This window comes from Rhizobium sp. T1470 (assembly GCF_042140505.1).
GTDB lineage: Bacteria > Pseudomonadota > Alphaproteobacteria > Rhizobiales > Rhizobiaceae > Rhizobium > Rhizobium favelukesii.
This window is the reverse complement of record NZ_CP148096.1, coordinates 94,352-120,542: the sequence shown is the minus strand read 5'-3', so window position 1 is coordinate 120,542 and position 26,191 is coordinate 94,352. Positions and strand designations below refer to the sequence as shown.

At 56.9% G+C, this 26,191-nt stretch carries 21 protein-coding genes and 6 pseudogenes; 16 read left to right on the top strand and 11 right to left on the bottom strand.

Translation table 11 applies throughout. The annotated features are described in order from the left end of the window. Positions 1–159 precede the first annotated feature (159 nt). A pseudogene (locus tag WGT02_RS39860) lies at positions 160–810 on the bottom strand (transposase); the annotation flags it as partial. A gap of 84 nt (positions 811–894) precedes the next feature. Beyond that, positions 895–1,301, bottom strand: a pseudogene (locus tag WGT02_RS39855) (transposase); the annotation flags it as partial. A gap of 224 nt (positions 1,302–1,525) precedes the next feature. Here WGT02_RS39855 and WGT02_RS39850 point away from each other — a divergent pair. The 7 genes and pseudogenes from WGT02_RS39850 to WGT02_RS39820 form a co-directional block, all read left to right on the top strand. Further along, complete coding sequence (locus WGT02_RS39850; RefSeq protein ID WP_208250759.1) at positions 1,526–1,969, top strand: transposase; 444 nt, start codon at positions 1,526–1,528, stop codon at positions 1,967–1,969. Then, complete coding sequence (tnpB, locus tag WGT02_RS39845) at positions 1,966–2,280, top strand: IS66 family insertion sequence element accessory protein TnpB (RefSeq protein ID WP_208250761.1); 315 nt, start codon at positions 1,966–1,968, stop codon at positions 2,278–2,280. The genes WGT02_RS39850 and tnpB (WGT02_RS39845) overlap by 4 nt, the downstream gene beginning before the upstream one ends. A 100-nt stretch (positions 2,281–2,380) precedes the next feature. Beyond that, a pseudogene (locus WGT02_RS39840) lies at positions 2,381–3,933 on the top strand (IS66 family transposase). A 33-nt stretch (positions 3,934–3,966) separates the two neighbouring features. Further along, a complete protein-coding gene (locus tag WGT02_RS39835; protein WP_037069550.1) occupies positions 3,967–4,386 on the top strand; it encodes a transposase in 420 nt (139 codons plus the stop codon). Beyond that, on the top strand, positions 4,367–4,720 hold the full coding sequence (tnpB, locus tag WGT02_RS39830) for an IS66 family insertion sequence element accessory protein TnpB (protein WP_037069548.1): 354 nt from the start codon (positions 4,367–4,369) through the stop codon (positions 4,718–4,720). The genes WGT02_RS39835 and tnpB (WGT02_RS39830) overlap by 20 nt, the downstream gene beginning before the upstream one ends. 54 nt (positions 4,721–4,774) lie before the next feature. Next, entirely contained in the window at positions 4,775–6,364 is a 1,590-nt protein-coding gene (locus WGT02_RS39825; protein ID WP_037069545.1) for an IS66 family transposase, read from the top strand. 75 nt (positions 6,365–6,439) lie between these two features. Then, positions 6,440–6,598, top strand: a pseudogene (locus WGT02_RS39820) (transposase domain-containing protein); the annotation flags it as partial. Between the two features lie 406 nt (positions 6,599–7,004). Here the strand turns inward: WGT02_RS39820 and WGT02_RS39815 are convergent. The 3 genes and pseudogenes from WGT02_RS39815 to WGT02_RS39805 all read right to left on the bottom strand — a co-directional run. Next, positions 7,005–7,934 carry a hypothetical protein gene (locus WGT02_RS39815; RefSeq protein WP_341353109.1) on the bottom strand — a complete coding sequence of 310 codons (930 nt, stop codon included), beginning with the start codon at positions 7,932–7,934 and terminating at the stop codon, positions 7,005–7,007. Positions 7,935–8,674: 740 nt separating this feature from the next. Beyond that, positions 8,675–9,620: pseudogene (locus WGT02_RS39810) on the bottom strand (IS5 family transposase). 73 nt (positions 9,621–9,693) lie between these two features. Continuing rightward, positions 9,694–9,902, bottom strand: a pseudogene (locus tag WGT02_RS39805) (IS21 family transposase); the annotation flags it as partial. A gap of 89 nt (positions 9,903–9,991) precedes the next feature. Here WGT02_RS39805 and WGT02_RS39800 point away from each other — a divergent pair. The 4 genes from WGT02_RS39800 to WGT02_RS39785 all read left to right on the top strand — a co-directional run bounded on the left by WGT02_RS39800 (position 9,992) and on the right by WGT02_RS39785 (position 11,569). Further along, on the top strand, positions 9,992–10,300 hold the full coding sequence (locus WGT02_RS39800) for a hypothetical protein (RefSeq protein WP_225039945.1): 309 nt from the start codon (positions 9,992–9,994) through the stop codon (positions 10,298–10,300). Positions 10,301–10,445: 145 nt separating this feature from the next. Then, positions 10,446–10,691 carry a type II toxin-antitoxin system VapB family antitoxin gene (locus tag WGT02_RS39795; protein ID WP_225039943.1) on the top strand — a complete coding sequence of 82 codons (246 nt, stop codon included), beginning with the start codon at positions 10,446–10,448 and terminating at the stop codon, positions 10,689–10,691. Further along, positions 10,691–10,855: a type II toxin-antitoxin system VapC family toxin gene (locus tag WGT02_RS39790; RefSeq protein ID WP_318246562.1), complete on the top strand. Its 165-nt coding sequence runs from the start codon at positions 10,691–10,693 to the stop codon at positions 10,853–10,855. The genes WGT02_RS39795 and WGT02_RS39790 overlap by 1 nt, the downstream gene beginning before the upstream one ends. 30 nt (positions 10,856–10,885) lie before the next feature. Then, positions 10,886–11,569 (top strand): IS6 family transposase, encoded by a 684-nt coding sequence (locus WGT02_RS39785; protein ID WP_341353108.1) that lies wholly within the window; start codon positions 10,886–10,888, stop codon positions 11,567–11,569. A 32-nt stretch (positions 11,570–11,601) separates the two neighbouring features. Here WGT02_RS39785 and WGT02_RS39780 read toward each other — a convergent pair whose 3' ends face one another. Then, on the bottom strand, positions 11,602–11,916 hold the full coding sequence (locus WGT02_RS39780; RefSeq protein WP_225039942.1) for a hypothetical protein: 315 nt from the start codon (positions 11,914–11,916) through the stop codon (positions 11,602–11,604). A gap of 74 nt (positions 11,917–11,990) precedes the next feature. Between WGT02_RS39780 and WGT02_RS39775 the strand changes: the two genes are divergently transcribed. Then, the gene (locus tag WGT02_RS39775) at positions 11,991–12,437 is read left to right on the top strand and encodes a tyrosine-type recombinase/integrase (protein WP_341353132.1); all 447 of its coding nucleotides are present in this window, start codon (positions 11,991–11,993) and stop codon (positions 12,435–12,437) included. 350 nt (positions 12,438–12,787) lie between these two features. On the opposite strand, the gene WGT02_RS39770 is transcribed toward WGT02_RS39775, so the two are convergent. From WGT02_RS39770 to tssK, 5 genes are all read right to left on the bottom strand, one after another. Beyond that, positions 12,788–14,344: a hypothetical protein gene (locus WGT02_RS39770; protein ID WP_375680036.1), complete on the bottom strand. Its 1,557-nt coding sequence runs from the start codon at positions 14,342–14,344 to the stop codon at positions 12,788–12,790. A 379-nt stretch (positions 14,345–14,723) separates the two neighbouring features. Then, a complete protein-coding gene (gene tssM, locus WGT02_RS39765; protein ID WP_341353106.1) occupies positions 14,724–18,299 on the bottom strand; it encodes a type VI secretion system membrane subunit TssM in 3,576 nt (1,191 codons plus the stop codon). A 10-nt stretch (positions 18,300–18,309) separates the two neighbouring features. Further along, on the bottom strand, positions 18,310–19,581 hold the full coding sequence (gene icmH, locus WGT02_RS39760; protein ID WP_225039934.1) for a type IVB secretion system protein IcmH/DotU: 1,272 nt from the start codon (positions 19,579–19,581) through the stop codon (positions 18,310–18,312). After that, positions 19,562–20,716, bottom strand: a complete 1,155-nt coding sequence (locus WGT02_RS39755; protein ID WP_208250649.1) for a type VI secretion system-associated FHA domain protein — start codon at positions 20,714–20,716, stop codon at positions 19,562–19,564. The genes icmH and WGT02_RS39755 overlap by 20 nt, the downstream gene beginning before the upstream one ends. 214 nt (positions 20,717–20,930) lie before the next feature. Further along, positions 20,931–22,268, bottom strand: coding sequence for a type VI secretion system baseplate subunit TssK (gene tssK, locus WGT02_RS39750; protein ID WP_208250653.1), 1,338 nt, complete (start codon positions 22,266–22,268; stop codon positions 20,931–20,933). A gap of 131 nt (positions 22,269–22,399) precedes the next feature. Here tssK and tssA point away from each other — a divergent pair, with 131 nt between their 5' ends. From tssA to WGT02_RS39730, 4 genes are read left to right on the top strand one after another with little or no spacing between them, the layout of a single operon-like run. Further along, positions 22,400–23,512, top strand: coding sequence for a type VI secretion system protein TssA (gene tssA, locus WGT02_RS39745; protein ID WP_225039932.1), 1,113 nt, complete (start codon positions 22,400–22,402; stop codon positions 23,510–23,512). Between the two features lie 40 nt (positions 23,513–23,552). Continuing rightward, the gene (gene tssB, locus WGT02_RS39740) at positions 23,553–24,113 is read left to right on the top strand and encodes a type VI secretion system contractile sheath small subunit (RefSeq protein ID WP_208250660.1); all 561 of its coding nucleotides are present in this window, start codon (positions 23,553–23,555) and stop codon (positions 24,111–24,113) included. Continuing rightward, positions 24,110–25,603 (top strand): type VI secretion system contractile sheath large subunit, encoded by a 1,494-nt coding sequence (gene tssC, locus WGT02_RS39735; protein WP_208250665.1) that lies wholly within the window; start codon positions 24,110–24,112, stop codon positions 25,601–25,603. The genes tssB and tssC overlap by 4 nt, the downstream gene beginning before the upstream one ends. Positions 25,604–25,633: 30 nt before the next feature. Next, on the top strand, positions 25,634–26,167 hold the full coding sequence (locus WGT02_RS39730) for a type VI secretion system tube protein Hcp (RefSeq protein ID WP_208250667.1): 534 nt from the start codon (positions 25,634–25,636) through the stop codon (positions 26,165–26,167). Positions 26,168–26,191: the final 24 nt, after the last annotated feature.

Below are 26,191 nucleotides of genomic sequence, written 5' to 3'. Positions count from 1 at the left end.
TGGTCAAGCATTTTGGCAGTTGGCGTACATCTTCAGAGAAAACAGGACCTTACCCCTTCGAGATTGCATCGAAGCACGGAGATCTGCGTTTACGATTCTCATATTTAAGTGCCAGGGTTTACCGGAACGGCCGCATTCTCACGATTAGCTGCCAAGCGACAGGTGGGTCGGCAAAGGACGGCCATCACCCGTATGAAGCTCGTCCAGTTGCTTGCGCCGGTTCTTGCGCAGCGGCTCGTAACCACTGATGCCCTGACCGAAGAGCAGGCCCTTGATGCGGTTGACATGTTTGACGCGCTCGGCGATCAGAACCTTGCGCTCACGGCAGAGCCGGCGGCGATCTTCTTCCTCAGGGCTTGGTGCATTGACCATGGCGCACACCCGCGGCTCTCCGCGCTTGAAAGCCAACAGCGCTCGGACCAGCGCCTCACCATCCAATTTGTCCGTCTTCGCTCGCCGGCGCCTGCGCGAGGTTGCTATCGACGCTGGATCGACGACGTAGCTTTCTATTCCGTTCGCCTTCAGCACACGATCGATCCAGAAGCCGTCAAGTCCGGCTTCCTGAATGCTCACGATCGGAACCTGATTGCCCGTACGAGACCGCACCTTCTCTTGGAGCTGAGCAAAACGATGCAGCAATGCCGCCACATCGCCGCCAGCCACCGAGTGCTTCGACATCTTCTCGCCGTTTCCCGGCGACAACGATGTGATCAGCCAGGTTGAGCGAGAGAGTTCCAATGATACGAATATTGCGGCAAGATCAGTGCGGATAGCGGTCGGCGTATGCGGTTGGGAAGTTACAGCTTCCATGACGGCGTCTCTCCTATGAAGTGAGTGCGTTATCGCAGCCTCACTTTGCCAGAGCGTCGGCCGCTATTCACCTCCCATGGGATCTTGGCAGTTGTCCTGCTTGCCGAGTTGGCCGCAATACTGCCGCGCCACACCGACCGAATGCTTCCCTTTCTTGGAAAGCCGGTGTCGTCGACGATCCAGGCGCGTATCGGCCCCTGACGCTCAAGGGCCGGCAGAACCTGCGCCCGCACGATGCCAAGCACGGCATCGTCCGACCAGTCCGCTTTCGCCACGAAGTGATGCAGAGACTGGTGCGCCGCCTGGACACGACCGGGCTCTACCCGTGCCGCCATCGGCTCGACGCTCTTGCGATCGCCCGGCAAAAGCAGCCCGGTGCAATACGCCTTCAGCGGCGCCACCCGGTCAGCATGACCCAATGCCGAGGCGAGCGTCTCGACATAGGCCGCAAAACGCGATTCACTCGTTTCGATTCCGTCCTGGAGATCCATCGCTCCCTCCATTTGAAGCTTGAATCGCCATTCTCGCAATCAATCGTTAACGAAGTTTATGACACAGTAGTACTAACTAAACGATCCGTGCACCAACGCGCTACGAAGCCAAAGAGCATGGACAGGCTCTCGTCTGTAAGCGCCGTCTCCGCCCCATTGGATTGGCTATATTTTGAGGCTTGCTGCGTGTGCGAGAAGGTTTCCAGAACTATCTGGAGATTTGCATGGCAGATGATGGATTTGTTGGGCGCTACGAAGTTGTCGAGCCGCGCCGCGGAAACCGGCGTTGGCCCGATGATGTGAAGGCGCGGATTGTCGCGGAAAGCCTTGAGCCGGGTGTTCGAGTTGTTGATGTCGCGCGCCGTCATGACGTTGTTCCGCACCAGCTTTCCTTCTGGCGGCGGCAAGCGCGCGAGGGCATTCTGGCCCTGCGTTTTGAGTCTATGTCGGACCTGGCGGAAAGCGGCGATGCCGAGCCTGCATTTGTGCCTTTGGCGATTGCGGCAGAGCCGAGCGAGGCTGTGAACGTTTTGGCGCCGCCGCTGCCGGAGGCGGTTTCGGCGGTCTTGACGTTGGAGATCGGGCCGGACGTTGTGATGCGGGTTCCCGGCGATGTGCCGGTTGAACGTGTGGCGGCCCTGGTGCGAGCCATGCGAGGGACGGCATGATCGTCGCGGGCCAACGACTGCCGATCCTGATTGCAACGCGGCCGGTGGACTTCCGCTGTGGGCATCAGGCGCTGGCTCTGATGGTGCAGACCGAGTTGAAGCTCGACCCGCATTCCGGGGTGACGGTGATCTTCCGGTCGAAGCGCGGTGATCGCCTGAAAATCCTGGTGTGGGATGGCACCGGAATGGTGCTAGCCTACAAAATTCTTGAACATGGAAACTTTGCCTGGCCCAGGTTCAGGATGGGACGATGCGTCTTTCCAGGGGTCAATATGAGGCTTTGTTCGAAGGTCGTGACTGGCGACGGGTGATGGCGCAACGGGTGACCGCGCCGTCGGCGGCAGGGTGAATATCCGGCGGTCTTTGCATTGTTTTATTTGGCTTTTTTGTGCTGCCTTGCTATAAGGCCGCATGTCGTCACCCCTTGATCTCAGCCTGTTTCCGAACCTTCCGCCAGAGGTGGTGAAGGCGTTTGCGGCGATGCAGTTCGAACTGTCGGTCGAGCGTGCTGCACGTCAGCATGAGCAGGCTGTGGTGGCCGAAAAGGACGCGTTCGTCGCCGAGTTGAAGGAACTGATCGAGAAGCTTGAAGGGCAGGTTCACGACTATCGGCGCACGAAGTTCGGGCCGAAATCGGAAAAGCTCGATCCGGCGCAGATGGAACTGGCGCTGGAAGACCTTGAAACGGCAATTGCCGAAACACAGGCGCGGATTGCCGCCGTCGAGAAAAAGATCGAAGCCAGCGCATCCGATCCGGACAAGGTCGCTCCTCGCAAGGAGCGTAAGGCCCGTGCACTGCCCGAACACCTGCCGCGGGTCGAGCGGGTGATCGAGCCCGAGAGCATCGTTTGTCCCTGTGGTTGCGGCAACATGGTCCGGATCGGCGAAGACCGGACGGAACGGCTCGACCGGATTCCGGCGCGCTACGAGGTGATCGTCACGATCCGCCCGAAATACGCCTGCCCCAAGGGTCGAACGGGCATCGTCCAGGCCAGAGCGCCGGCGCATCTCTTGGAAGGGAGTTGGCCGACCGAAGCCCTTCTGGCTGAGATTGCCGTCTCCAAACATTCCGAACATATGCCGCTCAACCGGCAGGCCGAGGTCATGGCGCGACACGGGGTGCCGATAGACCGCACGGTCCTGGCCGATTGGCTTGGGCGCACGGGCAGCGAAATCGCACCGGTGGTAGACCACATGGCTGAACGGCTGCTGTGGGAAAGCACGCGGCTCTATGTCGACGAGACGACCGCTCCGGTTCTTGATCCGGGGCGAGGCAAGACGAAGACCGGTTATCTCTGGGCCGTGTTGCGTGACGACCGCGGCTGGAATGGTTGCGCGCCACCGGGCGTGGTGTTCCATTACCGGCCCGGGCGTAAAGGCGAATATGCCGCTGAAATCCTTGACGGGTTCAACGGACAATCCAGGTGGATGCCTACGGTGGCTACTCTCACCTCGCCACGTCGGACCGGATGGGTGGCGATCCCTTGAAGCTGGCTTTCTGTTGGGCGCACGGGCGCAGAAAGCTGATCAAGGCCACGCCAAAGAGTGGATCGCCCATCGTCGACGAGGCGCTGGTGCGGATCGCCGCGCTCTACAAGATCGAAGACAGTATCCGGGGTTGCGATCCCGAACATCGCCGGGCAGTTCGACAGGACCTCTCCCTCCCGCTGGTGGACGAGTTCTTCACCTGGCTGACAGCGCAAGCCAAGCGCGTCTCACGCAAGTCTGACCTCGGGAAAGCCCTGGCCTATATGCTGACGCGACAGGACGGCTTCCGGCTGTTCCTGGACGACGGCCACGTCGATATCGACTCCAACCTGGTGAAAAACGCGATCCGCCGCCCCGCCATGAACCGCCGCAATGCGCTCTTTGCGGGGCACGATGAAGGGGGCCGCAATTGGGCCCGGTTTGCCGTAAGCGCTAATTTCTGTGCGCCTTCTGTAGCGGAGTGCTGTGAGGCATGAAGCGTCCACCAAAAAATAGGTGGACACCAAATCATGGATGAAGATGCTCCTAAACTGCAGGTACGGCTTGTTGGTCGCGACGGCCGCCGTCGATATGACCCTGCGTCGAGAGATCAGCTTGTCGCGGCGTGCTTAGAACCCGGCGTTTCGGTCTCGCGGCTGGCGCTGGAGCACGGCGTCAATGCGAATCTCGTCCGGAAGTGGATGAAGAAGTCCAGAGCGGAGCGTCAATTGCCTTTGGCCTCGGCGTTCGTTCCGGTTCAGATTGCTCCGGATATGCACTCGGGTTCTGCTGGCGATCTGAAGAAGACCAAGCCATTGAGCCAGTGCCTTCCCGCATCCAAGGTGAGCGCACTCCTGCCGAACGGGGTCAGCCTGACCGTCGAGTGCGCCGGTGTGGAAGTGCTGGAAGCAATCATAGGAGCGCTGGGTCATGTTCAGACTGGGCGGTGATCTCAAGGTTTACCTGCATCGCGAACCGATCGACTTCCGCGCGGGCATCAACAGCCTGGCGGTCCTGGTCCAGGAGACGATGGCGCTGGATCCGTTTGCGCCTGCGGTTTTTGCCTTCTGCAATCGCCGGCGTGACCGAATGAAGCTGCTGTTTTTTGATCGTTCCGGTTTTGTGATGGTCCTGAAGCGGTTGACCGAGGACAGGTTCAGATGGCCCCGTTGCGAGGTGCCGGTGGTCATGCTGACGACAGAACAGCTTCACTGGATCCTCGATGGCATCGATATCGACGCAATGGTGCGCCATCCGGTGCGGCAATATCAGATTGCCGGCTGACGGATGTCGAATTGAGCAGTTGACGCGGCTGGGCGGTTCAGATTCAAGAATCTGATGACTCGCACCGGCGAACCGAGCATTGCAGAACTGATGGCGCAATTGGCAGCCAATGCTGCCGAAATCGCTGCGCTCAAAGCCGAGAAGGAAGCGCTCTCGCAGCGGGTCGTCAAGCTGGAAGAAGAGCTTGCACTGGCAAAACTCCATCGCTTTGCCCCCCGCAGTGAAAAGCACATTGATCGTCTCTTCAACGAGGCCGAAGAGGCTGCGGTCGAGGATGGCAGCGAAGCAGGCGATGTTGTCGAGCTTCCGGACACCGGCCTGCCAGCGGTAGAAGGTCAAACGGGAAAGAAGCGTGGACGCAGACCTCTGCCAGAAGACCTGCCACGCGAGCGCGTCGAATATGACCTCCCCGACGATCAGAAGTCTTGTCCCTGCTGCCAGGGTCAGATGCATCGCATGGGCGAGGCTGTTACCGAGCAGCTCCATATCGAGGTCAAGGCAAAGGTCCTACAGAATGTGCGGTTCAAGTACGCTTGCCGCCATTGCGACCGCACCGGGATCAACACACCCGTCGTGATCGCACCGATGCCGACGCAGCCCCTGCCGGGCAGCATCGCTACCGCCTCGACGTTAGCCTTCGCGCTCGTCCACAAATACGTCGACGGCACACCGCTTTACCGCGTGGCTCAGACATTCGAGCGTGCTGGTGTTCCGATCAGCCGCGGCGCTCTCGCTCACTGGGTCATCGGCTCAAGCGAGAAGCATCTGCACCGCATCTATGATGCGCTGAAACTGCGGTTGCGATCGCAGCCTCTCATTCATGGCGATGAGACGACGGTTCAAGTCCTCAAGGAAAAGGACAAGGAGGCCACCAGCACATCGTACATGTGGGCCTATCGCAGCGGCGAGGACAGTGACCAGCCAATCGTACTGCTCGATTATCAGCCCGGGCGCGGCCAGATCCACCCGCAGACCTTCCTTGGTGACTACCGCGGCATATTGGTGAGCGATGGCTACACAGCCTGGCGCACATTGCATGGCGCAACCCATGTCGGATGCATGGCTCACTCCAGGCGGCGCTTCGTCGAAGCCCTCAAGGCAAGAAAGAATGGCGGCGGCCCGCCGGAGCAAGCGCTCAGGTTCTTCGAGCAGCTCTACCGGATCGAGAGGCAGGCGCGAGAGATAAAGCCCGACGCCGGTGAAACGCAGGCCGCCTGCATTCGCCGCTTCCGGCAACAGCACAGTTTGCCTGTCCTGAACGCCCTCAAGACGTGGCTCGATAACATCGCGCCGAAGGTCGTGCCGGATACCAAGCTCGGCGATGCTGTGTCCTACACCCTGAACCAATGGGATTATCTGACGCGCTACACCAGCGACGGCAGGATGCCGATCGATAACAACATCCTGGAACGCGACATCAGGGTTTTTGCGACCGGAAGAAAATCGTGGCTGTTCAGCGACACTGCTGACGGAGCCAAGGCCAGTGCTGTGATTTACAGTCTGATGCTGACATGCCGCGCCTGTGGCGTCGACCCTCTGATCTGGCTGCGCCACGTACTCACCGAGTTGCCACAGCGCGAAGAGAATGCCGACATCGGCGACCTGCTCCCGTTCAACTTCTCCAAGACCTCCACGACCGAATAGAGCCGGATACCGCGACCGATGCTATCCGCCGTTCGGTGTGGAACAGGCGTCAATACGCATCGAAAATCGCGCTTACGGTTTGCCAGCCTGATCGGCACTTGTAAAATGAACGGCGTTGAGCCCCACGCCTATCTGTGCGACCTCTTCACCCGCCTCGCACACGGCCACCTCGCCAAAGACATCGATGCCCTGATGCCCTGGGCCTATGCCGCCCGCATCAAGGCCTCACAATGAGCTCGTCAGGTACTCTTCGGTGAGCTCATTTGACGGCCCGTAGATCAACCTCAGATCGCTGCAACTGAAAAATCGATGGGGCGTGGACGCCGCATACTCTCGTCTTCTCCAAGTAAATCAATGTACACCTTTGGCTGAAGGGCCAAAGCAAGCGACGATCGCTTTGGCGCATGTCCTGCAGCATCGGTTCTGCCAACTGGTTAGCGTGGGCTTGCCCTGCTGTCAGGTCAAATATTATCGCCCTGCGGTTGGCGCAATCGGGCCTGGACCGCTCCCCGGTCGCCGGGGAGGTTGCTGGCGTCCAATTGCTGTCCTTGTGCCAATTGTTCAATCAGCGCCCGCGCCGCCTCCAGCAAATAGACGCCGCAATCTCGACCGTTGCCCTGCTGACTCGTCACAGCTGGCGTTACACCGGCGGTGACTCCCATAATGCCTGCGATTTGCCGGGCAGAGTCCATGTTTGCGTGGTTGGAGGAGTCGAAGTGAGCGGCCGCCGGACGTAGGCTCCGATCGGAGCGAAAAAGGAGCAGCAGCGACCAGTGGGTGCCGAAAGACGCTGTCGACGGCGCTTCGCTTGATTCACCGGCCGAGAGCCTCCCTCGATCCCGAGTTCTGTCCTATAGTTCGCAAGCATGACCAGCGCAGAGCTGTAAGTTTTGTTGCGCGATTTTTTCTTTGGGTAGGTGCGGTCAACATAATTTTGCAGCTCCTCGTCATTAAGTTGAGCTAGACGACTGCCCTGAGATTTGAGCTCTTGAGATAATGCGCGAAGAGAGCCGTGATTATTATTGATGTAGTCCTCACTATTGCCACGCATCCTGGCCAACGCGGCCGCCCCGTCGATGAGGTTAGTGTCTTCGGCAGAGGCCGCAGGCGTGGCCTTGGCATGATGTTGGTGAAACGTCGTCTCGACGTATTCGTAAGACGCGTCTGTGCTGTGGCGCGCGCTGCTGTTGTTGTCTCGCAGGGAAGGCTGCGCCGGCATGCGCATCGAGCCACCCATGGAGGTACGCCGAATTGCACCACTGTCTAAATGTAGATCGCTCAGCTGCTGCACGACAGCCTCCGGCTCGCGCGTCCAGTCCTTCGACGATTTCTTGCCGCTGCTTGGAACGACGAGCTTCTTCACACCATCTTTGACTTTTGCAAAGCCTTTTGTGAACCAACCTTTTTTTTCTTTTTTCGGCTGTCGGGTTATCGGCTCCTCCTGCGAGGCGGTCGAATGCCTGGAGCGGCTCGAGGCCACATCTTCCCCTTGCAAACCCGCGATCCAAGTATCAGCCTCGCTACATTGTTCGGGACTAGAGTCCGACGATTCATCACCTGTACTGCCCATCGCGGCCTCTCCTTTGACACATCAGCCAGTATCATACGGCCGAGTCGTCTCTCGCCGTCATGCAAGATTGGTATTCCATGATAATCACGGCGAGAGGGACGATTACATCGGGCAAAATGAAAACTGACCCTGGCATTGTCTCAAGCAGAGATGGCATGGGCGCGCTGTCCGCGGATGGTGGATGGCGAGTTGGATCAGTATGGCGACTCGATCCGAGGCTGGTGGCAGCAAATCGTCGAAGGTTTCGACTGGGGCCGGCGCCATTGCCCGATATTGGCTTTCTGGCTGTCACGGCATCCGGGAAGATTTCGAGTGGCTTATTCGTGCGGGCTGTCGACCTCCGCGGACCACATGCCAAAGCCGCTATCTCGGGCGCGGTTCTCAGCCTGGCCGTACTCGATCTCGCTGATCGAGTGGGCGCCGACAGATACCATAGCATTGCCTTAGCCAGTTCTGCGTTCACGATCGCAAGGCCGATTGTCGCTTGGCAGCTAATCGTGAGAATCGCATCCCAACGATATCAATTGGTTAGCATTGCAGTTAATTTGAGAATGGGCATTTAAACTGAGAACTGCGCCGAGCCTTTTCCAGTTAAACTGAGATTCGGCTGCGGTGTGTATCATGGTCAAGCATTTTGGCAGTTGGCGTACATCTTCAGAGAAAACAGGACCTTACCCCTTCGAGATTGCATCGAAGCACGGAGATCTGCGTTTACGATTCTCATATTTAAGTGCCAAGGTTTACCGGAACGGCCGCATTCTCACGATTAGCTGCCAAGCGACAGCAGGTTGACAAGCCAGGGCAAGGCGTTCTTGCCACGACCAGCACGAACCTGACGAAGAAGTGAAGTCGCATATGTAGACGACCCCCTTGTTGTAGCCGGTGGATTTCTGCCATGCCATCCGCCCTTTGGTCTGGATTTCTGCAATATGGCGATCGCGGACAGATGGAACCAGCACCGATTGAGGGCTGGCAACGGCAGTCTTGGGAGGTGGGATAATGACCTCCACGATCTCACCAAAGCGTGTCGCCAGAAGATCTCGGGTTGGCGTTCCATCATAGGCGCCGTCGGCAATGAACTTCTCGACGGGGCCACCGATCTGGTCCAGAAGTCCTGGTAACGCTGTCGGATCGCCGACATCATCGCGGTCAGATCGGAACAAACAATCTCACCACTGACAAGATTGAGACCAAGGTGCAGTTTGCGCCATCTTTTGCGTTTGGCCTTGGTTTTGTGCTTGTTGTCCAGCCACTCGCCCTCGCCGAAGACCTTCAAGCCGGTGCTGTCGACAACCAGATGGACCGGACCTGATGTTATGGCTCGGGACTTTGTCGACGGCAACGCCAGCCCTTTGCTCCGGCGAGACAGGGTGGAGAAGTCAGGCACGGCAATATCGAACCCCATCAGCGCCGCGACACTGCGCATCAAGCCTTGGGTCTGGCGTAGCGCCAGCCCGTAGACGACGCGCAGGGTCAAGCACAACGTAATCGCCAGATCCGAGTATTTCGGCTGACCACCCCGCGATGTCCGCCTCCGCGCCGTCCATAAAGACAGGGCCTCATCCTTCACCCAATGGTCAAATCACCACGTTGACGCAGGCTTTCATTATATGCCGGCCAATTCGTCACTTGATATTTCTGCTTGGCAATCTTGTCCCGCCGAGCGGCATTGAACGTGTGCGGCATCGTCGAAATCCCGATCAGGAGACTGAAAACAACCGCTCAATATCAGTCGCCGGGTGATCCACGCAACAACGCCGTCGAACACCCGCTTGGCCGTATGGCGCTGCTTGCGCGGCACCTTGAGGTCTTCCTCCAGCCAATACTCGATCGTCGAAACAAACGCATCCAGCTTCGGCCGAAGGATCGGTGATCGCCGCTGATAGCCGGGTGGGGTCGAATACGACACCATCTTGGCACGCTGTCGCGCGATATGTTGAAATGCTTTGCTGCCTGACGCTGGCTCATCCCTTCCGAAACAGCCAGCCGCACCTTCAGATAAAGTTCCACGGTGTAGATCCCCTGTCCCTCCTGCGTTCATTGCAGAAAGGAAATAGGTGGCCGGATTTTACTCCGCCCGCGGCAGGACTATTCCGCCGCTACCCTGGCCGGTTTTTGCACTGCCGCTCTCATTCTTCAACCGCGTTCCGAAAGCCATCGGCATCGCCGCCGTGCAGGAGGTTGGCGGCAATGAGGAAGTTTGCAAGGGCATGGAGAAGGACACGAAGGCGGATGCCGTCACTACGACGCTTCACATCCTTCGCGGGACGAATTGGCTACCGCAGCCATTGCGCCTTCGCGCTGTAGAGCCCGTCGATGACGTGGAGCAGGAGCAGGAAGAGGCTGGTGATATTGCCGCTGAGTGATTGCTTGGGCGGCTCGTTCCTCTCCTTCCGAACTGCCCCAGAGCGGCGCACCTGGCTAACGCTAGGTGCGCCCTATCTTGAAAGGGTGTATATTCATCCCAAAATATGCGTATATGTTGCGCGGGATATTCGACAGGAGAAAACCATGTCTCTCTACATTCGCGACGATGATGTCGATGCGCTGGCGAAAAAGGTCCAGCAGGTCACGAAAGCTCCCACGAAGACCGAAGCGGTCCGACGCGCACTGCAGAACGAACTCGCGCGAGCGGAACAAGCTGTACCACTTAAAGAGCGCGTCAGAAAGATTCAGGATAGCGTGCAGGCTAGGATGGGACCGAACAAGCCTGATTTCGACATGAAGAAATTCACTGACGATATGTGGGAGGTTTGATGTTCCTAGATGCGTCAGCAATTGTTGCCATCCTGGCCGGCGAAGAAGATGGGGGCTACCTTCTCGCTAAAATAGAGGCGTCAAAGAAGCCTATCTTCTATGGTTCTGTCGCAAAACTTTTCACCGGGTTTGCAACCAGTATGGTAGGCGTAGATCCGGGTTGAAGATGAGCAGGCAGATTGAGTTTCCCGATCATGGTCGATTTCAAAGGCAGTCATTACCCGAAAGACGTGATTTTATACGCGGTATTTTTCTACGTGAGATATGCGGTCTCCTATCGTGATCTGGAAGAGATTATGGCCGAGCGCGGCGTTACCGTTGACCACGCGACGCTGAACAGATGGTTCGTGAAATATTCGCCCCTGATTGCCTGCCAGGCCCAGCGGCGCAAATCCGCAACCAGCAGCTCCTGGCGGATGGACGAGACCTATATCCAGGTCAAAGGCAAGTGGACCTATTTCTATCGGGCTGTCGACAAATTCGGCAAAACCCTTGATTTCATGCTGTCTGAGCACCGCGATGAGGCCGCGGCCTGCGCTTTCTTCGCCCGCACGATTAAGACCAATGGCTGGCCCGAAAAGGTCGTCATCGACAAGAGCGGCGCGAACCTGGCAGGATTGCAAAACATCAACTGGCTGCTGTTGTTGTATGGATGGTTCTGGCTGATCGAGATCCTGCAGGTCAAATACCTCAACAACACGATTGAGCAGGACCACCGGTTTATCAAGAAGCTGACCCGCCCCATGAAGGGCTTCAAATCCTTTCAGTCTGCGTCAGCAACACTGGATGGTATCGAGGTGGCTCACATGATCCGCAAGCGCCAATTTTCAACCAGTGGCCAATCGGCATTTCAGCAATTCGCCGCACTCGCTGCATAACTGTGTCCAGCGATGGCCGCTTCTGCGGCCTTTTAAAAAGTTTGCGACAAAACCCCCTTGCCAGCTACCGCGACGCATTGCGCCTGCTGATCTTGTTCGCCGCAGAGCGGACGAAACGCAAGCCATGCGCATTGACCGTTGCCGATCTCGATCGGGACTGCGTCCTCGCTTTTCTCGATGAACTTGAGACGAAGCGGCAGAATACGATCCAAACTCGCAATGCCCGCTTGGCGGCGATCCGGTCGTTTTTTTACCATGTCGCTACGAACGACCCGGCAGCGCTGGCCATTGCCCAGCGCGTTCTCGCCATTCCGGTCAAGCGGGCGCACACGGAGGTGACGCACCATCTCACCCCGCAAGAGTTTGACGCTCTTGTCGCAGCGCCAGATCAGCGAACTGCGCGCGGTCGTCGCGATCGACGCTGCTGCTTTTCCTCGGGCGCACCGGCGCGCGTGTTTCCGAAGCACTCGGCATCAATGTCTGCGACCTTGATCTCGATCGGGCACGACCCCAGGTGCTCTTGCGCGGCAAAGGACGCAAAGAGCGCATTGTGCCGATTGCCAATGATCTGGCCAGGGCGCTGAGGGCGTTTATGCGCGAGCGGGGCCTCAAGTCGCACGAGGAACAGCCGCTCTTTGTTGGCACACATGGCGAGCGCCTGACGCGCTTCGGCGCGACGCATATCGTGCGGCGGGTGGTTGCCGCGGCTACCCTCAGCAGGCCGGAATTGGCGTCCAAGTCCGTTTCGCCGCATGTCCTGCGACACTATCTACCCTGCCGGACTATGGTGGGTAGCTGCGACCGGAAAATGCAAGCATCTGAGAAACATGGAGATTTCCTGCAGAAACGCCCGAGCCACCCGACATAGTCCGGCAGGGTAGATAGTGTCGCCTATGTCTGGATCGACATAGCCGCCACACGACTACCGGGCCTTAGTGATCATCATGCGAAGTATTCCGAAGTCAACAACAACTATAACGCAATCTGGATCGTCTATAGCCTCGAAGCCGAACATAACTCCGGTAATCCAATGGAAATCAAAGAACACGGCTTCTCCCCTAAATTGCAGGCGGTGTATGGACGGAGATGAACAAGGCTCCTGATCGGTACCCTTGCTGCGTTGCTGCCGCTCTCCGTCCCACCCGTCGATCAAGAAGACCACAGCCGCAAGTTTGCGCACTGCCACGAATACCCCTGAGTTCAGCTTTGCTCCTTCGATTATGCGTTGGCTGTAACGAGGGAGTTTCTGACGTGGGTCAGTTCACCGCGGACGGTCGAGAGTCCGTCCCGCAGCGTCTTCCCGATCGAGTTCGGACCAAAGGCCGCCGGAGGATTGTCAAGCAGCTGAACGACATCGTTTTTGTCGAGGTGTTGGAGGAGTGCTTCGACGACTGCTTCGGCGAGCTCGATCACGTCAACAGTTACTCCGGCTCCTTGCTCAACAAGGTCAGCAAATTCTTCCGAAACCACATCTTTGACCCCCTGGAAAAGGTTATCGACGACCTCCCAGGTTGCACCGCGGTAGTCCTCATCATACGTTTCGATCTTGCTCTTCGTGTCCTCCCAATGCACGAGTGCTGCATCGAGGCACGCTTGCCATTTATTTTCAATGGTCCGAACGACTGCTTCGAAATCGAACTTGTCGGCATCGCCGAGGCCAAGCAGGGCAATCAACAAATCATCTTTGCCTCGCTCCACCACGGCCATCAGGCGTTCCAAGGTTTGACGTCTGCTGGCCGCCTGGCCTTCCTCTTGAGGCCACTGCGATGACACCATCTCGGCGATTCGGTCTAATCTCGCATTTTCCAGAGAATAAGAAAGCCGTCGCTGTTGTGCCGCTGCTCGGATCATCTGGAACAGCGCTTTCACGACTTCGTCTTTTCCGATGGGGTCTCTGGAGTCGATCCCATCTATGTTGATCGGTTCGCGCTTAGCACCGCCGTCAACGCCTGCTATGTTCTGCTTCGCTGAGCCATCCGTTTGCATCTCGTCGCCCTCGGGTGCCTCGTCCACATAGTGGAGATTTCTCAGATTGTCGTCGTAGGCCAGCATCAGAAACAGGCGGCAAGTGAAATTGTGAAGGGCATTCTCCTGCTCTTCGGGCGGCGTCGAGGCCAGCATTCCCTCGAGCCAATTGGCGATTTTTTTAGTTAATGGCCCCAGCTCAGCGGTTTGCATTTGCCCCGTTTGCCGACTGAGACGTATAGCGTGCTCTGCGACTGACGCTGCCGAAGTGGCAAGGGTTTGCTTCAGTCCTTCAGAAAGAGCTTCTTCAGCGGCGCCCCCCTCCAGGGTTCCGACGGGTTCCTGATCGTCATTTGACGGAAGCTCATCAGAGGTCGCCTGAGCCGCAATTTCAAAAAGATTGAGGTCTTCTTCCGTCAGTGGTTCAGCTTCCTGAATGGCCGGCATGCTTACTCTCAGGTCTTTGAAGTAAAGTCTCATTTGCGTCCTGATCGCCATAAATTTGGCCATGCCGCCTTTGGCCAGCCGTACGACAATGACGCCCTCTTTATTCATCCTCCCTGTGCCAGATCTCAGAAACTTAAAATCGCTGGGTTCCTGAACACCTTTGGTAGTCTTGTAGTGCATATTTTCCAGAACTCTCCGCAGGCTCGTCAAGCCTTTCTTCCGCACCAAAACGACCGGCTTCCTCTTCTCGGCAATGACAATAGTGCCAACAGCAAAGCAGAATTCCAGTCCTTCTTTGGCTTGAGTGCTCCTGATGACGGACATGTACTTCTGCGCTATTTGTGAACTATGTACTTGGTTCATAATGTGTCTCCACACTTGGTTGTTGCAAAACGCGTTAAAGGATGGACGAAGCGGCGAACCATTGGCTCATCAGCGGTGATGTCGGTTGACGGCATTCGACGATCGGGCAAAGACGTCGATCGCGGGTCGAGCACCATCTGCTGTTCGATGGCCTGCTGAAATATCAGCCGAAAAAGTGGCATGCCGCAGAGACTGAAAAAGACGTCAACCAGTTCGGCTGCATGAAGGTCCGCCGTAGATGCCCACCAGTCCCATTGGCATTGATCTGTCAGTAGTCTCAGAGTACGGGCTCGTGCAGATGAAATCGTCCTGTGATGACACGTTCGACTTGCGTGGCAGGACATGCGTGCAGCAGCATTGGTTGCATCAGCGGGCCTTCTTAGATTTGTGGGCATCGGAATAGCGATAGCAGATTGCGGGATAGTGGATTGACCAGGTTGTCGGCTTGGAGGATGAATGTCGCCCATTGACGGCCAGCCGTCATTCGCACGTAAATGCGGTCGGAGCTTTCTTGACGAAACGTCTCTCCCTCGTCCAATAGTCGAAGCAACGCCCAGGGGCCTACCTCGGAAAGTGCTGCACGTTTGAAGCCGTTGAGAGTGACCGACGCGCCACCGACGCCGCCAACCGTAGGCCAGCGGAAACGCACAGGCTTGTATGCTCCTCGCCGTTGTGCAAGTGTCTGGCCGTCGATCTCAACCACGACCTCGTCGGTTGATGGGTCAGTATCAGCTACTGTGAGCAGGAATTCAAATGACGGTTGATCGCCGGCATCCTTGAACATCGAAGCACGGATCGCAGCTGCCCGTTTAAACTGCGCCAAGGCATCCGGGTTGATTTCTAGCTCGACACTCCTCGTGGACGGTACCTTCCACGCTCCCTCGGACCGATCAACAAAGGTCGCCAAGTGCTCCGCAAAAAAAGTTTCTATTATGCCGTCACCTCTAAACAGCCGAGCGAAATCTCCCAAAGGAATGTCCAGACGTGATGTACGGGTGAAGGGATACCGTCCTGCGGTCGCGCGCCGACACTGGGCACCGGCACCTTCAGCCCACATCTCCGCAAGACGCCGTTTTGCGTCGCCGACAGACAGTTTCGAGCTGAGCCGGCCCACGCCACCGACCCATTGCTGAATGGGCAGCGGCAAATTGGTGGCTTCGGCTTCAATTTTGCGGATCGCGACAGCTGTTTTATCAACGTTACTGATCGTCTTGTCCTCTACATCACCGAGTGCTTGATAAAGAGTTCTGAGATCACGTATGACGCTGTCGATCGGTGCTTGGGCCCCCGGCGGGCTGTTTGGCGGCACATCCACAAGTTGATGCAGCCACTGAAAATGTTCGTCTGTGTAGAGTCGGGCTTGGCTTCCAGGAGCGCCCGGGACAACCCGGGAACGGAAGAGCGTCTGGAGATCGCTTCCCCAAGGCTCTCCTTGGGTGATGCCCTTACTTTTCATCGTCGGTTCCAGCGCCGGTTCACCGAGCTTAGTCTCCTGTGCCATTGCGGAGAGAAACAAGCGCATTGGTGACGTCGGCGCGGAAAGCGCATTCAACGTTCGCAGCGCGTCGTCGACACTAGCCATTGGGCGGATGGAGAGGTCGTTTACAAGTCCGTCCCAACGGAAAGAAAAATCCTGAAGGTAGAGCTCCACCGCCTCCTCCCGCAGCTTATTACGCGGGCCATTGGCGGAGGGGATCGCCTGGTCGCCAAGCACCCAACCTTCTGCAGCAACCGCATCTACTACAGGTGGCAGCAATCGTAGAAATATTTCGGAGAACCCGGCTCGGGTATAGATGCCGGCGATCCCAGTGTTGAGCGGCTGTCCTGATTTGCGGATCAGGACGTCCGCCGCCGGTCCGGCGTGATCGGACAGACGCCACGTTGGTAATTGGATGGCCTCGGGAGTGGTTGTGATGATGTTCAGGACGCGACGAGGCATTGATATGGTTCGGACTTTCGCGCGGCTCTTTTCGATTAATTCGCTGTTGAGATCGATGTTTGTAGGGCGCTCCAAAAGGGCATTGAGGTGACCGATTAAGGCGCGCCGAAGCCTGCCATCGGTCTCAGCTGGAAACATCACTTCCCAGTCGAGGGTCATCCATTCTTTGACCGCCTTGGGCTGGAATGGCCCGCGCCCCCCCAGCATCAGATAGACTTTCAGCGCCTGATAGAGGAAAGGAGGATCGTCCTGGCCTTGCGCCAGTAGTGTTTCCAGTCGGAAAATCAGGCGGGGCAGCAAGATCGCTTCAAGACCGTGGCGATAGGCAGCGCGCGTTTGGATCCGAAGCTCCTCGCTCTGATGAAGCCCCAAGCCCGCGAGGTGATTGCCCGATTTGGCGGCTTTGTCATAGCTGATTGTCATGTCGCGCAGCCGCTCGAGCAGTGGCAGGACTGTTCGGAGATCGCTATTGTCCACCCGGTATAGTCTAAGCTTCTCCGTCTCCTGGGCATAGCTACTGAGTGTTTGACTAACCCCGGAGATAATACGGGCTTCGCGAACGAAGCCGACGATCAAGAAAACGGCCGCGCTGGCCACAAGCCCGCCGATCGCCGCGCGGAGACCATACCGAAGCCACCGCTCGCGCCGTTCGGCATGGGGATGTGCTTCAACAAGCCCCGCGTCAGGGAAGACCAACTCGTTGAGCAAACGAGTGATGAAATAACTACGCCTCTGGTCAGGTGAAGCGCGTATCCCCGGCTGAGTGATGCCGAATGTCCGAGAGCTGGCAGCCATAACGGAATCGAAGGGCGTGCCCACCTGCCTTCCGCTTACGAAGTAGACGCCGCGGAGCATGATCGGATCCTCGAACGAATTGCGAGCGAATGCTTCCTCCAAAAATTGATGAATGAGATGCTTGAGGCTTGCGACCTGTTGGGGGAAGCCGAACACCAGCGCGCGACGTTGAATATTGCTCTCTTGGTGCATTCGTTTAAGTAGGCTGTCGTTTAGACGACCAACGAGTGCATCATATTCTGCTGCGCAAGTTGCCATCGGATCGCCTCCACTCTCCGACGGCACTTGTGTGAAGGTGAATCCCCAAACGGCCTCACGTGCCTCGTCTCCAAGGTCGTCGAAGAATTCGTTAAACCCTGCAATAAGATCACACTTGTTGAGTAACACGTAGATCGGAACTCGCAATCCGAGTTCTTGATACAGCTCAAGGATCCGCTGTCGGATACATTGGGCATAAACAACGAGCTCCTCCTCGGATGATGAGTTCAGCTCGTTGATCGCGATTGATACCAAGACGCCATTCAACGGGTGGCGGCGACGTGAGCGACTGAGCAGCCGCAGGAAGCCACGCCAGACTGTATTCCCCTGGTCCGGGTTGCGCTCGTGAATTGTGTAATGTCCCGGAGTATCGATGAGTACGGCCTGATCCGTGAACCACCAGTCACAATTGCGCGTGCCCTTGACTACTTTCACCGATTTCCGACTGAAGTTTCCTGCAAGTGGGAAGCTAAGCCCAGAATTAGCAATCGCCGTGGTTTTTCCGGATCCTGGAGCGCCGATAATTGCGTACCATGGCAGTTGATAGAGCCAGCGCTTACCGACGATGCCGTGGCGACGGAGGCCCTTGAGCGTTGCCCGGGTTTCACGGAAACGAGCTGACATAGTCTCCAGCTCTGCTTCAGCAGCGGCGCTGGTGCGCGGTTTTCCCTGATCGGAAGAAGAAGCTTCTACGTCCCCTTCCTTTTGCCTTGCCAGGACGACATCCAGCATGCCGGACACTCGTCTAAGGAAAAAATCTTCGAAATTGCCTTGGATCATGTAGTACACGACATACGCAAGTGGCATCAACGTTGACGCAACTATCTGCTCACTAAGGCTGTCAAGTGGGGCAATGCCGCCTATTGAGAGGTGCCGAGAAAAGATAACGATCACAGCACTTATGAGACCGACCGCTACGATACGGAGCCACTTTACTCGAAGCACTTTGTATATTGACTGCATGGTCCAATTCTTAGTTTGGCTTTGTGATTATGATTTCGATCCGGCGGTTCTTGGCGCGCCCTTCTGGCGTCTGGTTCGAAGCAATCGGCTCACCGCTACCCCTCCCTTGTTCGCGCACCCGCCCCGGTTCATTCATGGTTGATTTGATAGTCTCACCAGCTGCTATGGCACGGGCCATAGAGAGGTCTGCGTTAGAGCGATAGGCAAGGGATCGGATTGGCCTCGAATCCGTGTGTCCGGTCAAAACAACTGCACCCGGCTGGTCGTTGAGTGCTCGACCAATGCGCAGAAGAAGTGGCACGAATGATGCTTTCACGATCGAGCTTGATGGATCAAACAGCCCTGAGCCGCGGATGGTAACTAAAATCTGTTGCGCATCTTCGGTGACAGTGACGAACCCGTCATGGGTCTCGGATTCGAGAAAGTGATGCAGTCGGTTACTGCGCTTCACGACTGCGCCTGGTGTGGTGGCCCTTACCAATTTCACTGCACTGCTTGGTGGCAGATCGGCGAGTTCGGTGAGGACCATGTCTGAACGGTCATTGAGTCCAGAATGCAGCCCCATATAGAGCGAAAGGAGGAAGGCTGCGCCGAAAGCTGCGATGGTCCAAGAAGGAACGGGGCGACGGAGGGGTCCCCGCGTGTGGGGCCGTTCTTTCCAGTGTGTAGATAAGTCCCGCTCGGAGTCACTGCGCGCTGCTCGGATTTGGTTGTAGGCGTCCTCGCACAACATGACGAGTTCGGAGGCCCCTCTCGCAGCCACCCGGAAGCGTCCTTCGAAGCCCATCCGCATGCAGTAGTAGAGCAACTCAAGTAATTCGATGTTGGTTGCGGGATCCTTTTTCATGTGCTGCAGAAGCTCGAAGAAGCGGTCCCCACCCCAAGTCTCCCCGAACACCGTTCCGACCATACTCCGCGTAGCCCATATGCTTTGGCTACCCCAAGCAGTGCTCAGAACAATGTCGTCAATTGTCGCGCAGAGAGCATATGTGCTAATCTTAATTGCCCGCGTCGGTAAACCAAGCGGCAATATCCGACGCTCGAATGCATCAATCTCGCGCAGTACCCGCGGGCGAAGCTCCTCGACATCAACTTGGTCCACACCGCTCTTGAGTTGAGCAGAGAGGCTCAACAGTGCTGCAGCGGCCGCGACGAGCGGATTAAGCCGGTGGAGCGTCAGCGCTTCCCACCGTGGGTTTACCGTCCGTGACACAGCCGCGGGCTCAAGCGTGGAAGCAGGTTCACGACTTAGCAAGGTTCCTTCAGTCGGCAAGGCTACCATTCCTTTGAGCTGGTGCCATATCTGCGTGGGTGTTGCTCATCCGGAGTGAGGACTCAAAGTCGGCACTCAAGCTCCGAAGCGTGTCATTCTCGATCTCAGAGACAACGTCGTTGAAGACTCGGCAGTACTCGTCCCAAAGCCGGGCTTTCCTGCTGCCAAACGAGAACCACCTGGTCGGCGCGACCGTCGCTTCGATCGCTGCAGAGCAGAGGCGCTCACGGACGCTCACTAGGTGCTTCTGCAGTAAGGCGAGCATGGAGACCTCATGCGCCGTGATGTCAGCAGAAGCTTGCGTGAGGGCGAAGTCCACGGGATAAAGGCGTGTGGTATCGACGGACACAGATGCATGCAACGCCTGCTCGGCCCCCAGAACCTTTAGGTCCTGCGTGGCCACCGGGCACCGAATCCCTTCTTCCTGCCGGGCGTGCTGGCAAGCGGAGAGCTGGCTGCTGAGACTGGCCGCGGAATTGAGCAACATCGGCCCCGCGCGATCCGTGAGAGTTGAATTATCGGCTTGCCTGATCTCTGCTAGAGAGAGACCACTTGCCGCAGGAAAAGCCGCAACATCCACGAGTCTTTCGCTGCCACTACCAGCGTCCCCAACCGGAAGCAAACGAGACGGGTGCTCCTGCGGCGGTGGAAGGAGCGGGTCGGTGTCCATTGGAGGGTCATTTTTGATGCCGGTGAAGCTTGACGCAACCGTCACCACCTGTGTGGTTCTGAACTCAGTCGCGGGATCCCAATCGTCTGGAATGGCCTCGACACGATGCTTCGGTTGCATGAAGATGCAGGCCTGCGCCGGTACATGATCCGCATAAGTAACAGCTTGGCGGGTGTACAATGTGGCTGGCGATAGGTCTTGATCGACATCTAGGAACGGCGCCAGGAGGAACTCTCGATCGAACGGCTCCCCCAGTCGGGTATTAACAGAGATCGCTGGAGCCCTCTCAACCGTCCCCAGAAAACTCCACTCCTCAAACGGGTCTGCCGTGTGCTGTTCGGTTTCGGTCGCTATCCAAGCTGCGTCGACATTTGCGCCGATCTGACTGTCGCTCCTCAAGCTGGTTGGTGCTTCCGACGGCCCCGGTTTTGCCTCGTCCTCTGGAAACGGTTCATTGCCGCTGCCCTTGTTCATTACGTGTTCCCCACACGCTTCTTTGAGCAGTGAGAATTTGAGGTCGTTTGCCGATTGTTAGACAAAACAAGGCGACTGTCCTCGGACGCGCCCGTCGTCAGCCCGCAGCCGGATTCAATCAGTCGGCATATGGCACGGTTCCCCGATAAACTGTCTTTTGTATTCACTACACGTTGAAGGAGTGACATGTTGGCATTACCTGGTGGAACGATCATTATTGAGAGCGGATGGCCCAGAGAGCCATTTCGAGATTTGGGAAATCACCGGCTACGTGCAGCGCCAATCCCGCGGAATGAGGCATGTCCTTCCACAGCCGGCTCTGCTGATCGATTTCAAAGTATGTGACACCGACATGGAAGGGTATCTGCCGTGGGGCGACCGCCAGAGGATTGATGGTGATCCCCTGCAGAGCGACATTGACTAGCTCTTTGATCTTCTCAGCTGGGCCGACTTTGATTTGAGTCGCGAACTCCCGCTGCAGCCGTTCGGTCTCTACATCAGCACGAACGGCCAGCACAAAGTTTGCGGTCGTAAACAGCGAACGGTCTGACACCTCGGCGAGATGGATACCGTACTTATGCTGCCGTAGCGGCAGAGGTATCGCCGTTTGTTCTAGCACTGTGCTCAGCGAAGATCTAATCGACCGAATCGCCGGCATAAAAGCGTGCGACAGAGCCTCGTGATTGTAGTCGGTGAATGCCGGGGGACGCTTCTCCGGCCGTGAAAACGTGGCTAGTTCACCAGCGAGCTGGACCATAAGGCCATACAGCATAGCTGGATGCACGCCTGCGGCTTTGGAAAGGTGGTCGAAGTACGGCTCATAACGATTAATTGCTTGGAGAAGAAGGAAATCAGCGATCTCCGCCACCCCGCCCGTGCCTGACTGCGAAACCCGAGCAGCCAGCGCCTCACCGCGATGGTAAAGCAAGCCTCGTATCTCATTCATGAGATTAGAGAGCACACGGGAACTGGCGCAGTCGTGTGTTGGCGGGATGTAATCCTCGTCGAGAATGATCTGCCGGTCGGCTCGGACCTCAATAAGGCGGGCGATAGGGAGACACGTGAATCCAGCGCGATCTGCAACGTCCGGCACGAGATGAAAACGTAGTCGCGCCACCTCAATGGAGGCGCTGCCTCGCTCGCCGCTATTCGTGTCGACACTATCCTGGACTGCAACCTCAAAGCGGGTAGCGACGTCGATTTTTGTCCGCGCATCCGTTTCCACCGCCCCCGGTTGATACAGTGGTACCGCCAAATGAATGAGTGAATCACGGAGGTTACCGGGAACCTCGTATGGGGTCGGCTGGTCAGCGTCTTCTGGAATGCTGAACGGAGTGCCATCCGGCAAGACCCCCCGCGCTGCTTCGATAGCGATCTTACCTAAGCCAACCAGTTCGCGATTGAGCCGGAGGTGGGTGATGCCCCAGCCATACCCATGCAAAACGGCCGTTCTGCTGCGCACCAGTTTTTCGAAATAGTGGTCGTTTTGCTGAAAATGCTGCGGTCGGAGGAACAATCCCTCCGACCAAACGACTTTGTTGTCCAAAGACATCCCGCCTGGCTCCACGTCATTCGAAAAATCGCTTCATCTAAGAAAAGGCAGCTTAGGGCACCTTCCAGAAATACCTGCATGCGCAATTGGTATTCAATCATCAGCCACGGCAATGCTGATCCGACCGCTCCATGATCGGATATCGATGTCGCATTTCGCACGCGGCCGATCATCGGCTAGAAGGTAAAGCGGCCTATGCCGATCGGGCCTCCGGGCCGCGTGACCCTGATCAGGGCAAACGGGAATTTGCTATGCTCGATGTAGATAATTTGTTGAAGTCGGTTGGCGACGGCAATCCATGCGGTGATGCTCTCGACTACGATCTAAGTTTTCTCGAGCTCGAGATGGCTGCCCAAGGAAGGCCCGCGCAACAGATGGGAGATTCCGTCCAGGCGGGGGAGGCTCCCAACTGGCGCACAGTGTGGCAGCTCGGCCTAGGGCTTGCCGCCCGCTCAAAGGATCTGCGTATCGGTGTCATGCTGACACGCTCCGCTCTCAGCCAGTTTGGATACCCAGGCCTTTGTCAAGGATTTGAGCTGCTTTCTGGCTACGTTGAATTCTATTGGTCGGAGCTGCATCCGCGACCAGATGCAGAGGATTGCGGGGATCAGACGGTGCGCCTTAGTGCTTTGGCGAATCTCTGCGATCCGTCCGGGCTTGTCGCGGAGATTTGTCAGGTCCCCGTCACCGCGTCCAGGCAGTTTGGTTCCTTTACTCTCCGCGATTGGATGGAGACGCAGCGATCTCCATCAAGTGAGATCAATTCAGCGACTATTGACATGGCTTTCGGCGACACCGATCAAGCCCATCTGCGCCGACTGAGTGACGAACTCGACGCTAGCCTAAAGGCTGCAACGCGCCTTGAGGCCAGCGTGAAGGAGCACGTCGAAACCGCAGATGCTGTTCGCTTTGAGCCCGTCATTTCGGTGCTCCGCCAGTGCAAGGACTTAATAACACGGCACCAGAAATTGCCGCAATCCGCAACCGTGGTGCAGCCATCGCTATCCCCAGTCGAGATGCGAAATCCCGAAGAGATTCGCGGTCGTAACGATGTCATTAGCATACTCGACTGGATCTGCTGCTGGTACAAAGTGAATGAGCCGGCCAGCCCCGTGCCAGCCCTGCTCGAGCGGGCCAAGAGACTCGTATCAAAGGACTTTTTGGCTTTGCTCGTAGAGCTCGCTCCGGAGGGAGCTGCTCAATACCGCTCCATTGTGGGTGTGGCAGCTGAATCGGGTGCGTGATGTATGAACGTTCAACCGCAACATTAGGATCAATGGAACCATGGCTAGGCCAAGCAGTCAAAAGTTCATCAACCGGAATCGCCCCCCCCGAGTCCAAATCGAATACGACCTAGAGACCTATGGTTCGCGAAAAAAGGTAGAGCTTCCATTCGTCGTAGGTGTCATGTCTGACCTGGCTGGAAATCCCGCCGAGCCGCTGCCCCCAGTGGCCGAACGCAAGATGATGGAAATCGATGTCGATAATTTCGACGACCGGCTCAGATCCCTAAAGCCCAGGGTGGCTATCCGGGTCCCAAATCGTCTGACGGATGAAGGCCAGCTGGGTGTTGACTTAGTCTTCGAGTCTATGGATGACTTCTCACCGGCAGCCGTGGCGCGGAAAGTCGGATGCCTCAAAGCGCTGTTCGAGGCCAGGATAAAGCTTTCCAATCTGTTGGCCTATATGGACGGAAAGGCCGGTGCAGAAGAACTGATCGTTCGCTTGGTGAACGATCCTGCCCTACTCAGTGCGGTCAGCGCACCTACCAAGACCGTGGCTTCTGAGGAAATACCGGAAGCGCTACCGGCCGAATCTCCGGCGACGAAGGAGCAGTGGTTATGACATTGGTGGCCCAACTACCTGGGGAGATGCAGGCCCCCGCCGCCGTGGATGATTTCGTCGTTCGGCTGCATCGCGAATTCAAGCCCCGTTCTGATCAAAGCCGCGAGGCGGTGGAGAATGCGGTCATGACCTTGGCCGACCAAGCTCTTCGACATGCATCACTGATCAGTGACGATGCCGTGGAAACGATCGAATCAATTATAGCGTCAATCGACGAGAAACTGTCAGAACAGATCAACGAGATACTTCATCACCCGGATTTTCAAGCGCTGGAGTCAGCTTGGCGGGGTTTGCATCACCTTACGTTCAATACCGAGACAGACGAAACGTTGAAGATTCGCGTTCTTTCTATCTCGAAGAAGGAAATGTCTCGAACGCTGCGAAAATTTAAGGGGATCGCGTGGGATCAGAGCCCCCTCTTCAAGAAGATCTACGAAGAGGAATATGGGCAGGTTGGGGGCGAGCCCTATGGCTGCTTGGTTGCGGACTACTTCTTCGACCACAGCCCTCATGACATTGAACTACTCACAGGCATTGCACAAATTGCTGCCGCAAGCCACTCCCCGTTCATCTCGGCGGCCTCACCGCATCTGTTGCAGATGGATTCATGGGGCGAACTTGCTAACCCACGCGACATCTCAAAGATATTCCTGACGCCTGAGCATGCCGCATGGCGAGCTTTTCGCGAAAGTGAGGACTCCCGATATGTGGCGCTGACACTGCCACGCATGCTCGGACGGCTGCCCTATGGCGCCAAGACTAATCCTGTCGATCAGTTTGCCTTCGAGGAGGATACCGAGGGCGGTGACAGCTCAAAGTATCTATGGACGAATGCTGCCTATGCCATGGGTGTGAACATCACGCGATCGTTCAAGCTCTACGGCTGGCTGTCCAGAATCCGTGGATTCGAATCCGGCGGCCTCGTTGAGGACCTGCCGGTACACACTTTCCCAAGCGACGACGGTGGGGTCGACCTTAAGTGCCCAACCGAGACCGCGATCAGCGATCGGCGGGAGTCCGAGCTCTCAAAAAACGGCCTCCTGCCACTGTTACACCGAAAGAACACACAGCTGGGCGTATTTCTCGGTGCCCAGACGGTAAACAGGGCGATCAGATACGAAGACCCGGACGCCGCAGCTAATGCTGAGCTTAGCGCCAGACTACCCTATATTTTTGCGACCTGCCGTTTTGCTCACCACTTAAAGTGCATGGTTCGTGACAAGATAGGCGCTTTCAAAGAACGTTCCGAGGTCGAGGAGTGGCTGAACCATTGGATCCAAGGCTACGTCCACCCCTCGCCCGAGCTGGGGAGCGAAGAAAGCAAGGCGCAACAGCCGCTCTCCTCAGCTGAGGTCAAGGTCGAAGAGGTCGAAGATAATCCTGGCTACTACACCGCAATATTTTATCTGCGACCACACTATCAGCTCGAGGGCCTCACCATCTCACTGAGGCTGGTGTCGCGAATGTCCTCGGTCCGCTCAAACCATTGATCCGAAAACGCACGATAGAGGATACTCAGCATGGCATTCGATGCAGTCATGAAGTTCACGCAGGCATCTAAGGACGGCATTCAGCCCAAGGGAGAATCCATCATCCTGAAGGATGGTATCACACTTGGTGACCAATGGAGTTTTTCGCTCGAGAACAAGCTGAATATCGGCCCTCACACCTCCGGCGCTGGGTCAGGTAAGGCGGAGTTCGAGGCCTTCACCATTAAGAAGCAAGTGGATAAAGCCTCTGCTACCTTGTTCGTAGCATGTGGACGCGGCGTCCATTTCAACAGCGTTGATCTGAAGCTCTTCAAATCGACGGGCGCCGCACTTGCCACAGCCGATTCGAACCTATTCCTACACTGGACCTTTAACATGTTGGCAATTGAGAAGCTTGAGTGGGCCCATGCGGAAGATAGCCCCGAGGAGACGGTCACTTTCCGATTCGGCGCCTGCAAGATCATCTACTACATGCAGGACGAAAGAGGTTGTCTTTCCAAGTCTGGTGAGGGTATTTGGAACCAAATTGCCAACAGTTCTGATTTTAACAAGCTCGTCGCGTGACGGCTTGCAGAACCGCGACCCAGT